The organism is Acidobacteriota bacterium (assembly GCA_016716715.1).
Classification (GTDB): domain Bacteria; phylum Acidobacteriota; class Thermoanaerobaculia; order UBA5066; family UBA5066; genus Fen-183.
On record JADJVE010000004.1, the window covers coordinates 148,114 to 161,575 of the forward strand.

10 protein-coding genes and 1 pseudogene are annotated in these 13,462 nt (G+C 69.9%); 4 read left to right on the forward strand and 7 right to left on the reverse strand.

Annotation, left to right across the window (positions count from 1 at the left end):
• Positions 1 to 24 precede the first annotated feature (24 nt).
• The 7 genes from IPL89_07975 to hrcA are packed head-to-tail and all read right to left on the reverse strand — an operon-like array spanning position 25 to position 7,454.
• Entirely contained in the window at positions 25 to 972 is a 948-nt protein-coding gene (locus tag IPL89_07975; GenBank protein MBK9063118.1) for a branched-chain amino acid transaminase, read from the reverse strand.
• Between the two features lie 54 nt (positions 973 to 1,026).
• Entirely contained in the window at positions 1,027 to 1,800 is a 774-nt protein-coding gene (locus IPL89_07980) for a 16S rRNA (uracil(1498)-N(3))-methyltransferase (protein MBK9063119.1), read from the reverse strand.
• Positions 1,793 to 2,641, reverse strand: a complete 849-nt coding sequence (locus IPL89_07985; GenBank protein MBK9063120.1) for a 50S ribosomal protein L11 methyltransferase — start codon at positions 2,639 to 2,641, stop codon at positions 1,793 to 1,795. The genes IPL89_07980 and IPL89_07985 overlap by 8 nt, the downstream gene beginning before the upstream one ends.
• Entirely contained in the window at positions 2,638 to 3,756 is a 1,119-nt protein-coding gene (gene dnaJ, locus IPL89_07990; GenBank protein MBK9063121.1) for a molecular chaperone DnaJ, read from the reverse strand. The genes IPL89_07985 and dnaJ overlap by 4 nt, the downstream gene beginning before the upstream one ends.
• Before the next feature lie 23 nt (positions 3,757 to 3,779).
• The gene (dnaK, locus tag IPL89_07995) at positions 3,780 to 5,645 is read right to left on the reverse strand and encodes a molecular chaperone DnaK (protein ID MBK9063122.1); all 1,866 of its coding nucleotides are present in this window, start codon (positions 5,643 to 5,645) and stop codon (positions 3,780 to 3,782) included.
• Positions 5,638 to 6,420 carry a nucleotide exchange factor GrpE gene (gene grpE / locus IPL89_08000; protein ID MBK9063123.1) on the reverse strand — a complete coding sequence of 261 codons (783 nt, stop codon included), beginning with the start codon at positions 6,418 to 6,420 and terminating at the stop codon, positions 5,638 to 5,640. The genes dnaK and grpE overlap by 8 nt, the downstream gene beginning before the upstream one ends.
• Entirely contained in the window at positions 6,417 to 7,454 is a 1,038-nt protein-coding gene (gene hrcA / locus IPL89_08005) for a heat-inducible transcription repressor HrcA (GenBank protein ID MBK9063124.1), read from the reverse strand. Before hrcA ends, grpE begins: the two co-directional genes overlap by 4 nt.
• Positions 7,455 to 7,660: 206 nt before the next feature.
• On the opposite strand from hrcA, the pseudogene IPL89_08010 reads away from it, so the two are divergent.
• The 4 genes and pseudogenes from IPL89_08010 (at position 7,661) to IPL89_08025 (ending at position 13,413) form a co-directional block, all read left to right on the forward strand.
• A pseudogene (locus tag IPL89_08010) lies at positions 7,661 to 8,245 on the forward strand (gliding-motility protein MglA).
• Positions 8,246 to 9,036: 791 nt separating this feature from the next.
• Positions 9,037 to 10,833: a LysM peptidoglycan-binding domain-containing protein gene (locus IPL89_08015; protein MBK9063125.1), complete on the forward strand. Its 1,797-nt coding sequence runs from the start codon at positions 9,037 to 9,039 to the stop codon at positions 10,831 to 10,833.
• A gap of 13 nt (positions 10,834 to 10,846) precedes the next feature.
• The gene (locus tag IPL89_08020; protein ID MBK9063126.1) at positions 10,847 to 12,370 is read left to right on the forward strand and encodes a YifB family Mg chelatase-like AAA ATPase; all 1,524 of its coding nucleotides are present in this window, start codon (positions 10,847 to 10,849) and stop codon (positions 12,368 to 12,370) included.
• A gap of 164 nt (positions 12,371 to 12,534) precedes the next feature.
• Positions 12,535 to 13,413: a M23 family metallopeptidase gene (locus tag IPL89_08025; GenBank protein ID MBK9063127.1), complete on the forward strand. Its 879-nt coding sequence runs from the start codon at positions 12,535 to 12,537 to the stop codon at positions 13,411 to 13,413.
• The last annotated feature ends 49 nt before the right edge of the window (positions 13,414 to 13,462 follow it).

The following is a 13,462-nucleotide window of genomic DNA, read 5'->3' on the forward strand; positions in this document are numbered from 1 at the left end:
CCGGGTTCTGTCGTGTGCGCGCGGTTACGGGCGGCCGGCCGCGACGCCCGCGTAGACCGGCGTGAGCCAGCCGTAGCGGTCCTCGACGCGGCCCTCGACGATGTCGAAGAACGACTTCTGGATCGCCTCCGTCATCGGCCCGCGCGATCCGTTCCCGACCGGGATCCGGTCCACGGAGCGGATCGGCGTGATCTCGGCCGCGGTGCCCGTGAAGAACATCTCGTCGGCCGCGTAGATCATCTCGCGCGGAATCGTCTTCTCTTCCATCTGGAACCCGAGCTCGCGCGACAGCTGGATCACGGAGAGACGCGTGATGCCGGGCAACGTCGACGCCGAGAGCGGCGGCGTGTAAAGGCGGCCCTTCCAGACGAGGAAGAGGTTCTCGCCCGACCCCTCGGAGATGCGCCCGTTGTGGTCCAGCGCGATCCCCTCGTGATACCCGTTCGTGATCGCCTCCATCTTGATGAGCTGGCTGTTCGCGTAGTTCGCCGTCGCCTTCGCCATTGCGGGCATCGTGTTCGGCGCGATGCGCATCCACGACGAGCAGCAGACGTCGACGCCCTTCTCGAGCGCTTCGGCGCCCAGGTACTTGCCCCACTCGTAGCAGCCGATCGCGACGTCGACAGGGTTCGGGAACGGGTTGACGCCGAGAGAGCCGTAGCCGCGGTAGACGAGCGGCCGGATGTAGCAAGCCGGGAACCCGTTCGCGCGGACGACCTCGAGGGTGGCCTCGCGCAGCTGCTCGAGCGTGTACGGGATCGTCATCCGGTAGATCTTGGCGGACCAGAAGAGGCGGTCGAGGTGGTCGTCGAGCCGCAAGATCGCCGGCCCGCGCGTCGTGTTGTAGCAGCGCTCGCCTTCGAAGACGCCGGAGCCGTAGTGGAGCGCGTGCGTGAAGACATGGATCTTCGCGTCCGCGAAATCCACCAGCTTCCCGTTCATCCAGATCTTCTTGACGTTTTCGAAGCTCATTCCGGCCTCCGGGCCGCGATCCTAACCGAAAGCGTCGAAGATTCGGCCGCTCGATCAGTCCCGGTCGACCAATCGGGCGAGCGCGACGACCACGGCCGTCTCGAGGCGGAGGATGCGGGGCCCGAGCGAAAAGAAAAGAGAAGAGTTTTCTTCGAATAGTGAAATCTCGGGCGGAGCAAACCCTCCCTCGGGACCGATTGCGACGATGGCGGCCCCGTCGAACGGCCCGGAAAGCGCGGCGCCCCCGGCGTCCGCGACCAGCACCCTCTCCCCTCTTACCCTTCCAAGAAAATCTCCGGTGCTCCTCGGGCCCTCCACGAAAGGCACCAGCGTGCGGTCGCACTGCTTCGTCGCCTCCTCCGCGATCCGCACGAGCCGCGGAATGCGCTTCGCGAGAGCCGCGACATGCGCGCGCTGGGAGCGCTCGGCGTCGAGCAGGACGAAGCCGGCCGCGCCGCACTCCGTCCCCTTCTCGATCGCCCACTCGATCCGCGCGGGCTCCGCGCACGCGAGCGCGACGACGACGCGGTTCGCAGGCTCGCCGGGGAGAGGAGAAGAGGAAGAGGAGGAGGAGGAAGAGAAGATTTTCTTGGAAGGTAATAGGGCAATGGCCGTGCCGCCCCCCACGAGAACGGCCCCCGCCCGGGCGCCCTTTCCGTCGACCGCGACGACCTCGTCGCCGTCCCGAAGGCGCCTCGAGCGAACGTGCTCCCGTTCTTCCACCTTCAAAGAAATCTTCTGGTGCTCTTCGGGCCTTGCGAGGTGCTCCGCCAGATCCGGCACGAGCACGCGCGGCGGGCGCGCGGGGGCGCCGTCCCTCTTACGCATTCGAAGAAATCCACGCGCTCCCGAACCACTCGTTCTCCCGAAGCGCACGAACCTCCCGGAAACCCTCTTTCCGAAGCAAATCCTCCCAGTCCCCTTCCCTCTCGACGAGCTGCCCGGAGCAGAGAAGCCTCCCGCCCGGCGCGAGATGCGCGCGCAGCGCGGGGAGAAGCGGCGCGGTTTCCTCGTGGATCATGTTCGCGGCGACGACGTCGAAGCGAGCGGAGGGCCCGATCGCCTCGAGCGGTCCCGCGAACGCGGCGACGCGGGGGACGCCGTTCGCGAGCGCCTGCTCGCGCGTCGCGAACGCGGCTTCGCGGTCGACGTCGAACGCCACGACGCGCGCGGCGCCTTCGAGAGCGGCGACGAAGGCCAGCGTCCCCGTCCCGCACCCCACGTCGAGGACGCGCGCGCCGGAGAGGTCCTCGGCAAGGAGCAGCCGCACGGCGAGGCGCGTGGATTCGTGCGACCCGGTGCCGAACGCGCGGACGGCGGGGAGAAAGAGGCGCCGGACGCCGGGAGGCGCGGAGGTCGCGAGATCGCCGTCATGGGGGTCGAAGAGATAGCGGTCGACGAGAACCGCCCTCCGAAGGGCGGCCGACTCGGCCACCCAGTCGCGGGGGATTTCTTTGAAGGTGGAAAGGCCGGAAAGCCCGAGCGCGGCGAGAGCGGCCATGGCCGCTGGGAGGTCTTCGGAGTCGACCCACACGTTGAGCCCGCCTCCCGGCGCAGCCGCAGACGAGAACTCCAGCCCCCCTAAACCTTCTAAGAAATCTTGGTTCTCTTCGAGCTTTGCAGCAAGCGCCGCGGGGACCTCGATGCGGATCGCGCGCGACTCGATCACGTCCCCAAGAAGTCCTTCAGCCGCTCGAAGAAGCCCTTCTCGTCCTTCGTCGGCGCGCCGGATTCGCCGTCGAACGCGGCCGCGAGCTTCTCGACGGCCTCCTTCTGCGCGTGCGTCATCTTCTTCGGCACGCGGATCGTGACGAGGACGTGCTGGTCGCCCTTGCCGCGGCCGTCGAGCCGCGGAATGCCCTTGCCCTTGAGCGTGAAGACGCGACCCGCCGCCGTGCCGGCGGGCAGGTCGAACGTCGCGTCACCGTGGAGCGTCGGCACCTTCATCGAGCCGCCCATCGCCGCGAGGTGAAACGGGACGGCCCACGCGAGGATCACGTCGCTGCCGTCGCGCCGGAAGATCTCGTGCGGCGCCACGGAGACGAGGACGTACAGGTCGCCGGGGCGCCCGCCGGGCCGCGGCGAGTTGCCCTCGGCCGTCAGGCGCAGCCGCGCGCCGTCGTCGACGCCGGCCGGGATTCCGATGGTGAGCGTGCGCGACTTCCGGACCCGGCCCTCGCCCCTGCACTCGGGGCAGGCGTCTTTCACCTTCTCCCCCGAGCCCGAACACTCGGGGCACGGCCGCGCGACGGCGAAGAAGCCCTGGCGGAACTGGACGCGGCCCTGGCCGCGGCACGTCGGGCACGTCGCCGCGGACGCCCCGCCTTTGCCGCCGCGCCCGCGGCACGCCTCGCAGGCTTCGAAGCGCTGGAGCGGGACGGAGATCTCCGCGCCGAACGCGGCGTCCTCGAACGGGATCGTGACGTCGGCCTTGAGGTCTTCCCCGTTACGCCGGGCGGCGCGAGAGGACTCGCCTCCGAAGCCGAAGAAGTCGCCGAGGATGTCGGCAAAGTCCACGAACTGGGTCGGGTCGAAGCCCGGGCCGCCGGCTCCCCGCACGCCCTCGGGGCCGAAGCGGTCGAAGCGCGCACGCTTGTCCGGGTCGGAGAGGACGGAGTAGGCCTCGGCGGCCGCCTTGAAGCGCTCCTCGGAGGCGGCGTCGCCCGGGTTCTTGTCCGGGTGGTGCCGGAGGGCTGCCTTGCGGTACGCGGCCTTGATCTCGTCGGCCGACGCGTCACGGGCGACGCCCAGCACTTCGTAATAGTCGCGGGTGGACGTGCTCACGGGCGGATCCTACGGGACGGCGATCAGGCCGGTTTCTCGGCGTTCTTGTCCGAATCGCCGCTGCCGCGGCGCTCCTTGGACTCCGGCTTGTAGAGCATCGCCTGCGTGAGGATGCGCGAGACGCCCTTCATGTCGATCATCGCGTCGTCGATCGGCCCGCGCTCGTCCCCAGTCAGGACCTCCCGGGCGTTCTCGAGCGTGCGCTGGACGCGATCCTTCTCGTCGGGCTGGAGGAGATTCCCGAACTCCCGGAAGATCCGGTCGTTCGCGGCGATCATTCCCTCGAGCTTGTTCTTGAGCTGGCGGATCTCCTTGCGCTTGGAGTCCGCCGCCTTGTTCGAGGCCGCCTCTTCGATGATCTTCTCGATCTCGGTCTGCGAGAGGCCGCCGGCCGGGTTGATCTGGAGGCCCTGGGCCTTGCCGGTCGCGAGGTCCTTCGCGGAGACGTTCACGATGCCGGACGAGTCGATCGCGAACGTGACCTCGACCTGGGGCACGCCCTTGGCCGAGGCCGGGATGCCGACGAGCTGGAACTTGCCGAGGGACTTGTTCTCCTTGGCGATGTCGCGCTCGCCCTGCAGGACGTGGATCTCGACCGTCGTCTGGTTGTCGGCGACCGTCGTGAAGATCTGAGTGTTCTTCGTCGGGATCGTCGAGTTGCGCTCGATGAGCTTCACGAAGATGCCGCCGTGCGTCTCGAGTCCGAGGGAGAGGGGCGTGACGTCGAGAAGGACGAGGTCCTTGATGTCGCCGCGCAGGATGCCCGCCTGGATCGCCGCGCCGACGGCGACGACCTCGTCGGGGTTGATCGAGCGGTTCGGAGGCTTCCCGAAGATCGTCTCCACCATCTGCTGGACCTTCGGCGTGCGCGTCTGGCCGCCGACGAGAAGGACCGTGTCCACCTGGTCCGGCGAAAGACCGGCGGCCTCGAGAGCGTTCTTGCAGGGGCCTTCGGTCCGCGCGATGAGGTCGGCGGCGAGCGCCTCGAACGTGTCGCGCGTGAGCAGCTTGTTGATGTGCTTCGGGCCCGACGCGTCCGACGCGATGAACGGGAGCGCCACCATCGTCTCGAGAGCGGAGGAGAGCTCGCACTTGGCCTTCTCGGCGGCCTCCTTGAGGCGCTGGAGGGCGAGCCTGTCCTGCCGGAGGTCGATCCCGCTCGACTGCAGGAACTCCGCGAGGAGCCAGTCCATGATCGCGCGGTCGAAGTCCTCGCCGCCGAGGAACGTGTCGCCCGACGTCGAGAGGACCTCGAACATCCCGTTGTCGATCCGGAGGATCGAGATGTCGAACGTGCCGCCGCCGAGGTCGTAAACGGCGATCGTCTCCTGCTTCCGGTTCTTCTCGAGCCCGTAGGCGAGCGCCGCGGCGGTCGGCTCGTTGATGATGCGGAGGACCTCGAGGCCGGCGATGCGGCCCGCGTCGCGCGTGGCCTGCCGCTGCGAGTCGTCGAAGTACGCCGGGACCGTGATGATCGCTTCCTTGATCTCCTCGCCGAGCGCTTCCTCGCAGAAATCCTTGATCTCGCGCAGGACGAACGCGGCGATCTCCTCCGGCGAGTAGTCCCGGTCCCGGACGCGGATCTTCACGTCGCTGTTCGTCGCCTCGACGAGCGTGTACGAGAGGTGCTCGCGGGCGTGCTTGACCTCGGCGTCCGTCCACTTGCGGCCGATGAGGCGCTTGACGGCGTAGATCGTCTGAGTCGGATTCGTGATCGCCTGGCGTTTCGCGATCTGCCCGACGAGGCGCTCGCCGTCCTCCGTGAAGCCGACGATGGACGGCGTCGTGCGCGCGCCCTCGCGGTTGGGGACGACCTGGGGCGAGCCCACCTCCACCACGGCGACGCAGGAGTTCGTGGTGCCGAGGTCGATCCCGAGTACCTTAGCCAAGAGCGGCCTCCTTCGCGGTCCCGTTCTCCTTGCCCGGCGCTCCTGCAACCTTGACGCGCGCGGGCCTCAGGAGGCGTTCGTTCAGCAAATAACCCCGCTGGAACACCTCGAGGACGGTGCCTGGGGCCGTGTCGGTCGTCTCTTCCTTCACGACGGCCTCGTGAACGTTCGGGTCGAACGGCAGGCCGAGCGCCGGCACCTCGACGAGGCCGTACTTGCGCAGGGACTCGCCGAGCTGGCGGGCGATCATGTCGATGCCCGCCTGGAAGTCCTCGCTCGACGCGTCGCCGCGGTGCGCGAGCGCGCGCTCGAAGTTGTCGAGGACGCCGAGCAGGTCGTGGAACGTGTCGGCGAGGGCGAACTTGAAGTAGTCCGCCTTGTCCTTCTCGGTGCGACGCTTGAGGTTGTCGAAGTCCGCCGACTTGCGCAGGAGCGCCTCGCGCAGGCGGCCGGTCTCTTCCTCGGAGCGGATCGCGCGCTCCTTAATGCCCTCGAGCTCGTCGTGGGCGCGGCGGGCGCGGTCGATCGCGGCCTTCAGCTCGGCCTCGATCGCCGCGATGCGCGGGTCCGGCTGCGGCACCGGCGGCGCAGGAGGTTCGGGAGGCGCCTCCGGCACGCGGGTCGCCGCGGACTCGTCGAGCTTCTGGCGGTGGCGCTCCTCGACGGCCTCGATCGCGCGCTCGGCTTCCTCGAGCGCCTTCGCGACGGCGTCGCGGCTCTCGGTTTCGAGGAAGATGATCCCGTCGTCCTCGTCGCGCCTCTTGCGTCCGGTCACGCGGCGCCCTCCGTGAGCCGGTGGCTCACGTAGCGGCCGAGCTCCTCGACGAGAGGCACGACGCGTTCGTACTCCATCCGGCGCGGGCCGACGACGCCAAGCGCCCCGAGGACGCGGTCGCCCTTGCGATACGGCACGGTGACCACGGCCGTCTGCGTCTCGCCGGTGAAGACGCTGTCCGAGCCGATCACGACCCGGGCACCGGAGAACGACAGGCAGTCCGTCAGGAGGTTCACGAGCCGCGCCTTCTCCTCGAACGCACGGAACATCCTCTTGAGCGCTTCGACGTCACCCCGGAACTCCGGCTTCTCGAGCAGCGACTCGGTGCCGTCGACGAAGACGGCGTCGCCCTCGGGACGGCCTTCCGCGAAGGCCCGCCGCCCGAGCTCGAGGGTGCGGCCGAGCGCGTGATCCATCCGGACCTTCTCCTCGGCGAGGGCCTCGAGGAGGAGGGCGCGGATCTCGTCGAGCGTCTTCCCCGCGTAGTCCACGGTCAGGCGGCGCGAGATGGCGTCGAGCTCGGCCTGCGCGAAGTCGTCGCGCGTCTCGATCAGGCGGCTCTCGACCAGGCCGGCGTCGGAAACCTCGGCCACGAGGATCCGCCGGTCCGTGAGGCGCGTGAAATGGACCGAGTCGAGGACGAAGCGCGCGGACGCGGGCGCCGCCACGACCCCGACCTCTCCCGTGAGCCGGAAGAGGACGCGGGACGTCGCCTGGAAGAACCGATCCGTTTCGAAGGGCTCGGGAGCCAGCTCCTCGGCGATCCGGGCGCGCTCCTCCGCGCTCGGGAGGCGCGTCGTCATGAGCTCGCGCACGAACGCGCGGTAGCCCAGGTCCGTCGGGACGCGCCCGGCCGAGACGTGGGGGTGCGTGAGGAATCCGAGATCCTCGAGGTCGGCCATCGCGTTGCGCAGCGAGGCCGACGAGAGGCCGAACTTCCCGCCCTTCGTGAGCTGACGCGAGGACACCGGGACCGCGCTTTCGATGTACGCGACGATCACCGACGCGAGCACCTCGCGGGATCGGCCGTCCAACCCCTTGAATTCACTACTCATATGCGGCGAGTTGCGCCTCCGAGATCGCCCTCAGGCTCCGAGAACCGTGCACGCGGATGATAACAAACGATCAAGCCCCTCACAGGGGCGCCGCGCATCGGGTTTCGTGACGCTCCGCGCGGAGCGTCATGGGCCCGCGGTGTAAGATGGAAAGTGCTCCGCACCGGAGGTTTGGCGAAGACTCGATGGTTTTTTTCAACTACGCGACGATGCAGATGGCCGCCAAGATCGTGTACTACGGTCCCGGCCTCTGCGGGAAGACGACGAACCTCCACGTGATCTACGGGCGCACGGCGCCCACGTCGCGCGGGGAGATGGTCTGCCTCGAGACCGAGACGGACCGGACGCTGTTCTTCGACCTGCTCCCGCTCGACGTCGGCGTGATCGGGGGCTTCAAGACCCGCCTCCAGCTGTACACGGTTCCCGGCCAGGTCTTCTACAACACGACCCGCAAGCTCGTCCTCAAGGGCGTCGACGGGATCGTCTTCGTCGCCGACTCGCAGCGCCCGATGCGGGATCCGAACGTCGAGAGCCTCAAGAACCTCCGCGAGAACCTCGCCGAGATCGGCCTCACGCTCGAGAGCGTCCCCCGCGTCTTCCAGTACAACAAGCGCGACCTTCCGAACATCCTCTCGATCGACGAGCTCAACGAGTCGCTCAACCCGGACGGGTCGGTCGAGGGCTACGAGGCCTCCGCGACGAACGGAACGGGTGTTTTCGAGACGCTCAAGGCGATCTCGAAGCTCACCCTGCGATCCCTCAAGGGCCGCATGACCGTCGAACAGCGCCGTCCGACCGTCGTCGTGTCGGGCGAGACGCCGGCGCCGATCCCGGCCGCGGCGCTTCACGCCGGGGCCCTCGGCGCGCGCACCTCCGGGATCACGGCCGCAATCGATTCGCTGGGGGAAGCGGGCGGCGCCGGCGAGCCGGCCGCCGAGGTCCGCAACCCGTACGACTCCACGATCTCCCGGCTGCAGCGGCTCCAGTCGCTCCACCGTCAGGGAGTCGACCTCCACGCGGCGAGCGCCTCGGGCACGAGCCTCGCGGCCCTCACCCCTCCCGCCACCGCGACGGCGGGAACGGAAGGTGGCCCCCAGGACGCCCCGTTCGAAGCCGCAAACCTGCCGCCCGCGGACGATCCCGCCGCCGAAGTGAGCTTCGCCGAGATCCAGCCGCCGCCGGACGATCCGCCGCCCGACTCGTCCGTCAAGCACGTCCGCGTGCGTACGAACGTCGACATTCTCTCGGAGCTCGAGAAGCTGCGGAAGATCGCGACGCAGAGGCCGGCGTCGCCCGCGCAGAAGGTCCGGAGCGCCGCCGACGTGTCGCTCGACGACCTGCTCGGCTCCACGCGCAATCGCAAGAAGGACGTCGCGCAGAGTTTCGAGGTCCTCGTCCCGCGCGACGCGCTCGCGAAGAGCCGGCGCGTGAGCGTGGCCCTGCGATTCGGCGACGAAACCGGGGCCGCGATAGGCGCGGAGAAGCGCTTCGACGTCGAGATCGCCGAGTCGCAGGACCTCCAGAAGCTCCTGCTCTCCCTCAAGTTCAACGTGCGCGCCGAATGAAGGGCGCGCGTCTTCTCGCCGTCCTCGGGGTGCTCGTGTCGGCGGGTTGCGCGTCCGTGCCGGCCGGCGAGCAGGCCGCCGCGCCGGCGCCCCCGTCGCCCGACGCCGTCGCGTTCGCGGCGCGGACCCAGGCGACGGACCTCTTCTACCGCGGCAAGGCCTTCGCCCTTGCGGGCGACGCCGACTGCGCGCGTGAAGCGTTCCGCGGCGCGCTCGAGACCTTCCGCGCGGCGGCCCGCCCCGGCAACGGGTCCGATACCGCGTTCGCGGGCGAGCTGTGGGAAAGCGTCGCCGTCTACCGGCCCGCCCTCGACGCCGCCGCCCGAACCGGCGAACCGGAGCGCGCGCCGGCGGAGGACCCGCGCGACAGCCTCGTGGCCGCGGCGCCGACGGCGAGCCCCGAGGAGTTCGAGAAGGCCCGGAGGGAGATCGCCGCCATCCCCTCGGGCGTCTCGTTCGACATCCCGATCGTCGTGAACGAGCAGGTGCTGCGCGCGGTCGCCTTCTACCAGTTCCGCATCCCGCTCGGCTTCGCGACGGCTCTGAAGCGCAGCGGCCGCTACATGGACCTGATGCGCGGCATCCTGAAGGAAGAGGGCGTCCCCGAGGACCTCGTCTACGTCGCGATGGTCGAGTCCGCCTTCAAGCACCACGCGCACTCGCGCGCCGCGGCGCACGGATTCTGGCAGTTCATCGAAGGCACCGGCCGCCGCTATGGCCTCCGTCGCACGCGCGAATACGACGAGCGCAGCGACGCCGTGAAGTCGACACGCGCCGCGGCCGCGTACTTCCGCGACCTGTACGAGATGTTCGGCGACTGGCACCTCGCGATGGCGGCCTACGACGCCGGCGAGGGCCGGATCCTGAAGGGCCTTCAGCGGACCGGGGCCCGCGACTTCTGGGGACTCGCGCAGGGCTCGACGCTGCTCCGCGAGACGCGCGACTACGTTCCGTTCGTTCTCGCAACCGCGCTCATCGCCAAGGACCCGGCGCGCTTCGGGTTCGACGTCGTGCCCGACCCGCCGATCGCGTGGGACAGCGTGACCATCACGAAGCCGGTCGACCTCGGCCGCGTGGCCGGGGCCCTCGGCGCGACGCTCCCGGAGCTCCAGCTCCTCAACAGCGAGCTCCGGACGCGCTCGACGCCGCACGGCGTCCCGTCGTACGACCTCAAGGTCCCGCCGGGCACCGCGGCGCTCGTCGTCGCCCGGCTGCCCGGCCTTCCCGCCGCGCCCGAGGTCGCCGAAAAGCGGATCACGGTGAAGAAGGGCGAAACGCTGACGAGGGTCGCCGCGCGTGCGGGCGTCTCCGTCTCCGAGTTGTGCGACTGGAACGACATCCCGCGAACCGCGAGGCTCCAGAAGGGGACGGTCCTCGTGGTCCCGTCGCGCCCGAAGAATCAGCCGAGAGAGCAGCTCGCCGCGAAGTCCTCGAACCCGCAGGGAGAGATCCGCGCGGTCCCGACCCCGGCGTCCGCGATCACGCGCGCGTCGGACGTCGGCCCGTTCACGGCGGCGCCCGCCGCGGCGACCCCGGCCTCCCCTTCGGCCGCCGCACTCCCGGCGCGCGTCGAGATCCCGGCGGAGGGATTTGCAGAAGCGCGGGCCGTCCCCGCCAGCAGCGCCGCGGCCCGGAAGGTCAAGCACACGGTCAAGCCCGGCGAAACTCTCTACTCTCTCGCCGCGCGATACGGGACGACGATCGACGCGATCCTCCGCGAGAACCGCCTGCGCTCGGCCCAGTCGCTCCGGGCGGGCCAGACGCTGACCCTCACGCTCGCCGTCCTGAACTGAAGCGAGCGCTTCCATGACGGTCGCTCGGGCGCACTCCGCGACGATCGTTGGCCTCGACGGGATTCCGGTGGTCGTCGAGTGCGCGATCGGCGCGGGCCTCCCGGGCCTGACTCTCGTCGGCCTGCCCGACGCCGCCGTGAAGGAAAGCCGCGAGCGCATCCGCTCGGCTCTCCGCCACGTCGGCTTCCCCGCTCCTCCAAAGAACGTCGTCGTGAACCTCGCGCCGGCCGACCTCCCGAAGTCCGGCACCGCGCTCGACCTCGCGGTCGCCCTCGCCATCCTCGCCGCGAACGGCGACGTCCCGGCCGAGGCGCTCGACGGCACGATGCTCGTCGGGGAGCTCGGGTTGGACGGCGCCCTCCGGCCGGTGCCCGGAGTTCTCGCGCTGGCCGAGGTTGCCCGCCGCGAGGGAAAAGCAATCCTCGTCCCCACCGAGAACGCGATGGAAGCCGCCGCCCTCAGCGACCTCGATGTACGTGCGGCCGACCATCTTGGTGCGGCCATCGCTCACCTTCTAGGAAAAATCCCCCTCCCAAGAGCCGAGCCCGAGAACCGCTTGGCGGTCGAGGAGGAGCAGCCCGACCTCGGGGACGTCCGCGGCCAGGCCGTCGCGCGGCGCGCCCTCGAAATCGCCGCCGCCGGCGGCCACAACCTTCTGATGACGGGACCGCCCGGGTCGGGCAAGACGATGCTCGCGCGGCGGCTGCCGGGCCTCCTTCCGCCGCTCTCGCGCGAAGAAAGCCTCGAAGTCACGCGCATCTGGAGCGTCGCCGGCCGGCTGCCCGCGCGGAGCGGGCTCCTCGTCCAGCGCCCGTTCCGGTCGCCGCACCACGGCGCGTCGGCCGCGGCGCTGGCGGGCGGCGGCTCCGATCCGCGCCCCGGCGAACTTTCCCTCGCCCACTACGGAGTCCTCTTCCTCGACGAGCTGCCGGAGTTCCGGCGCGACGCGCTCGAGGCGCTCCGCGAGCCACTCGAAGACGGGGTCGTCTCGGTCGCCCGCGCCGCCGGCGCGCGGACGTTCCCCGCGCGCTTCCTGTTCGTCGCGGCGATGAACCCCTGCCCGTGCGGCCATCGGGGAGACCCGCGCCGCGCGTGCGCGTGCTCCCCTCGTGATGTGGCCCGTTACCGCCGGAAGATCTCGGGTCCGCTGCTGGACCGGATCGACCTCCACGTGGAGGTGCCGGCCCTCTCGTCTTCCGATTTCGGAGCGGACGGCGACGGGGAGCCCTCCCGTGCCGTGCGGGCCAGGGTCGTGGCCGCCCGGGAGGTCCAGCGGGCCCGCACGGGCGATCCGCGGCTCGTCAACGCGGCCCTTTCCGGCCGTTCCGGACGGGCCGCTCTCAAGCCGACCCCCGACGCCAAGGTCCTTCTCGACCGGGCCGTCGACCGGCTCACGCTCTCGGCCCGCGCCTACCAGCGCGTCCTGCGGGTGTCCCGGACGATTGCCGACCTCGCAGGCAAGGCCTCGGCCGGAGCGGCGGAGGTGGCGGAAGCGCTGCGCTTCAGGCCCGGGCGGGAGGCGTCTGAATCACCGTAAGTCGTTGATAAACGGCCGGTTTTCATGATGCATCCAATTCACTTGACAGGTTCCAATCGGGGGCTCAAATTCACCCCGCACACTTCAGGGCCTTCTTGGGTAGGCCGTGCTTTTTTTTGTCCGGGAAGTTCCTGGAACGCACGAGCAGTAACGAGCGAGACGAGATGCCGAAGCGCGAGCACACGATCATCTTCGTGCCCCATGCGAAAGCGCGTTTCAGGCAGTTCCACGTCTCCTCGCGGCTGCTCTGGGGTCTCGGCGCCGCGTTCCTGACGGCCGTCTTCCTGGGCGCCACCTTCTCGATCCTCTGGGTGCGCTCCATCAACAAGAACCGCGAGGTCACGGCGATCCTGGCCGAGAACTCCGACCTGCGCACCCGCGCGGCCCTCACGAACGCCCGCCTCGAGTCGCTCGAGAAGCAGCTGGCCGAGTTCGAGGACCGCACCCGCCGCCTCTCGATCGTCGCCGGCCTCTCGGCCGTGCGCGACCCCGGCACCGGCGGCGTCGGCGGCCTGTCCGCGGCTCCGATCGATCCATCCGCTTCGGCCGACTCGGGGCTCACCGAGGCCGGCCGCCGCGGCGCCCTCCTCTCGTCGCGCCTCCAGCTCGTCGAAAAGCGGCTGGCGACGCAGGCCGACCAGCTCGCGCTCACGCCGACGATCGCTCCCGCCGCCGGTGTCCTGACGGCCGGCTTCGGCCAGCGGCCCGATCCCTTCACCGGCCACCCCGAGTACCACCCCGGAATCGACATCTCGACGCCCGCGGGCAACCGCATCGTCGCGCCCGCCTCCGGCACGGTCGTGAGGGTGGGCGTCGACAAGGGCTACGGGCGGTTCGTCCAGATCGCCCACGGCTACGGCGTCACGACGCTTTTCGGCCACCTGCAGGCGGCGCGCGTCGCCGAAGGCCAACGCGTCAAGCGGGGCGACCTCGTCGCCCTCGTCGGCTCCACGGGCCGCTCGACCGGCCCCCACCTCCATTACGAGGTGCGCGTGGACGGCAAGCCGTCGAACCCGCTCGACTACGTGTTGAACGCCTTCTAAGAATCCCTCTCCTGCTAAACTCCCCGTTCTTCGCGCGAAGCGCGCGGAG

Coding starts and splice junctions, on each gene's coding strand:
- IPL89_08015 (MBK9063125.1), top strand. CDS start 9,037: ATGAAGGGCGCGCGTCTTCTCGCCGTCCTCGGGGTGCTCGTGTCGGCG.
- IPL89_07980 (MBK9063119.1), bottom strand. CDS start 1,800: ATGCGTAAGAGGGACGGCGCCCCCGCGCGCCCGCCGCGCGTGCTCGTG.
- IPL89_08020 (MBK9063126.1), top strand. CDS start 10,847: ATGACGGTCGCTCGGGCGCACTCCGCGACGATCGTTGGCCTCGACGGG.
- IPL89_08025 (MBK9063127.1), top strand. CDS start 12,535: ATGCCGAAGCGCGAGCACACGATCATCTTCGTGCCCCATGCGAAAGCG.
- IPL89_07975 (MBK9063118.1), bottom strand. CDS start 972: ATGAGCTTCGAAAACGTCAAGAAGATCTGGATGAACGGGAAGCTGGTG.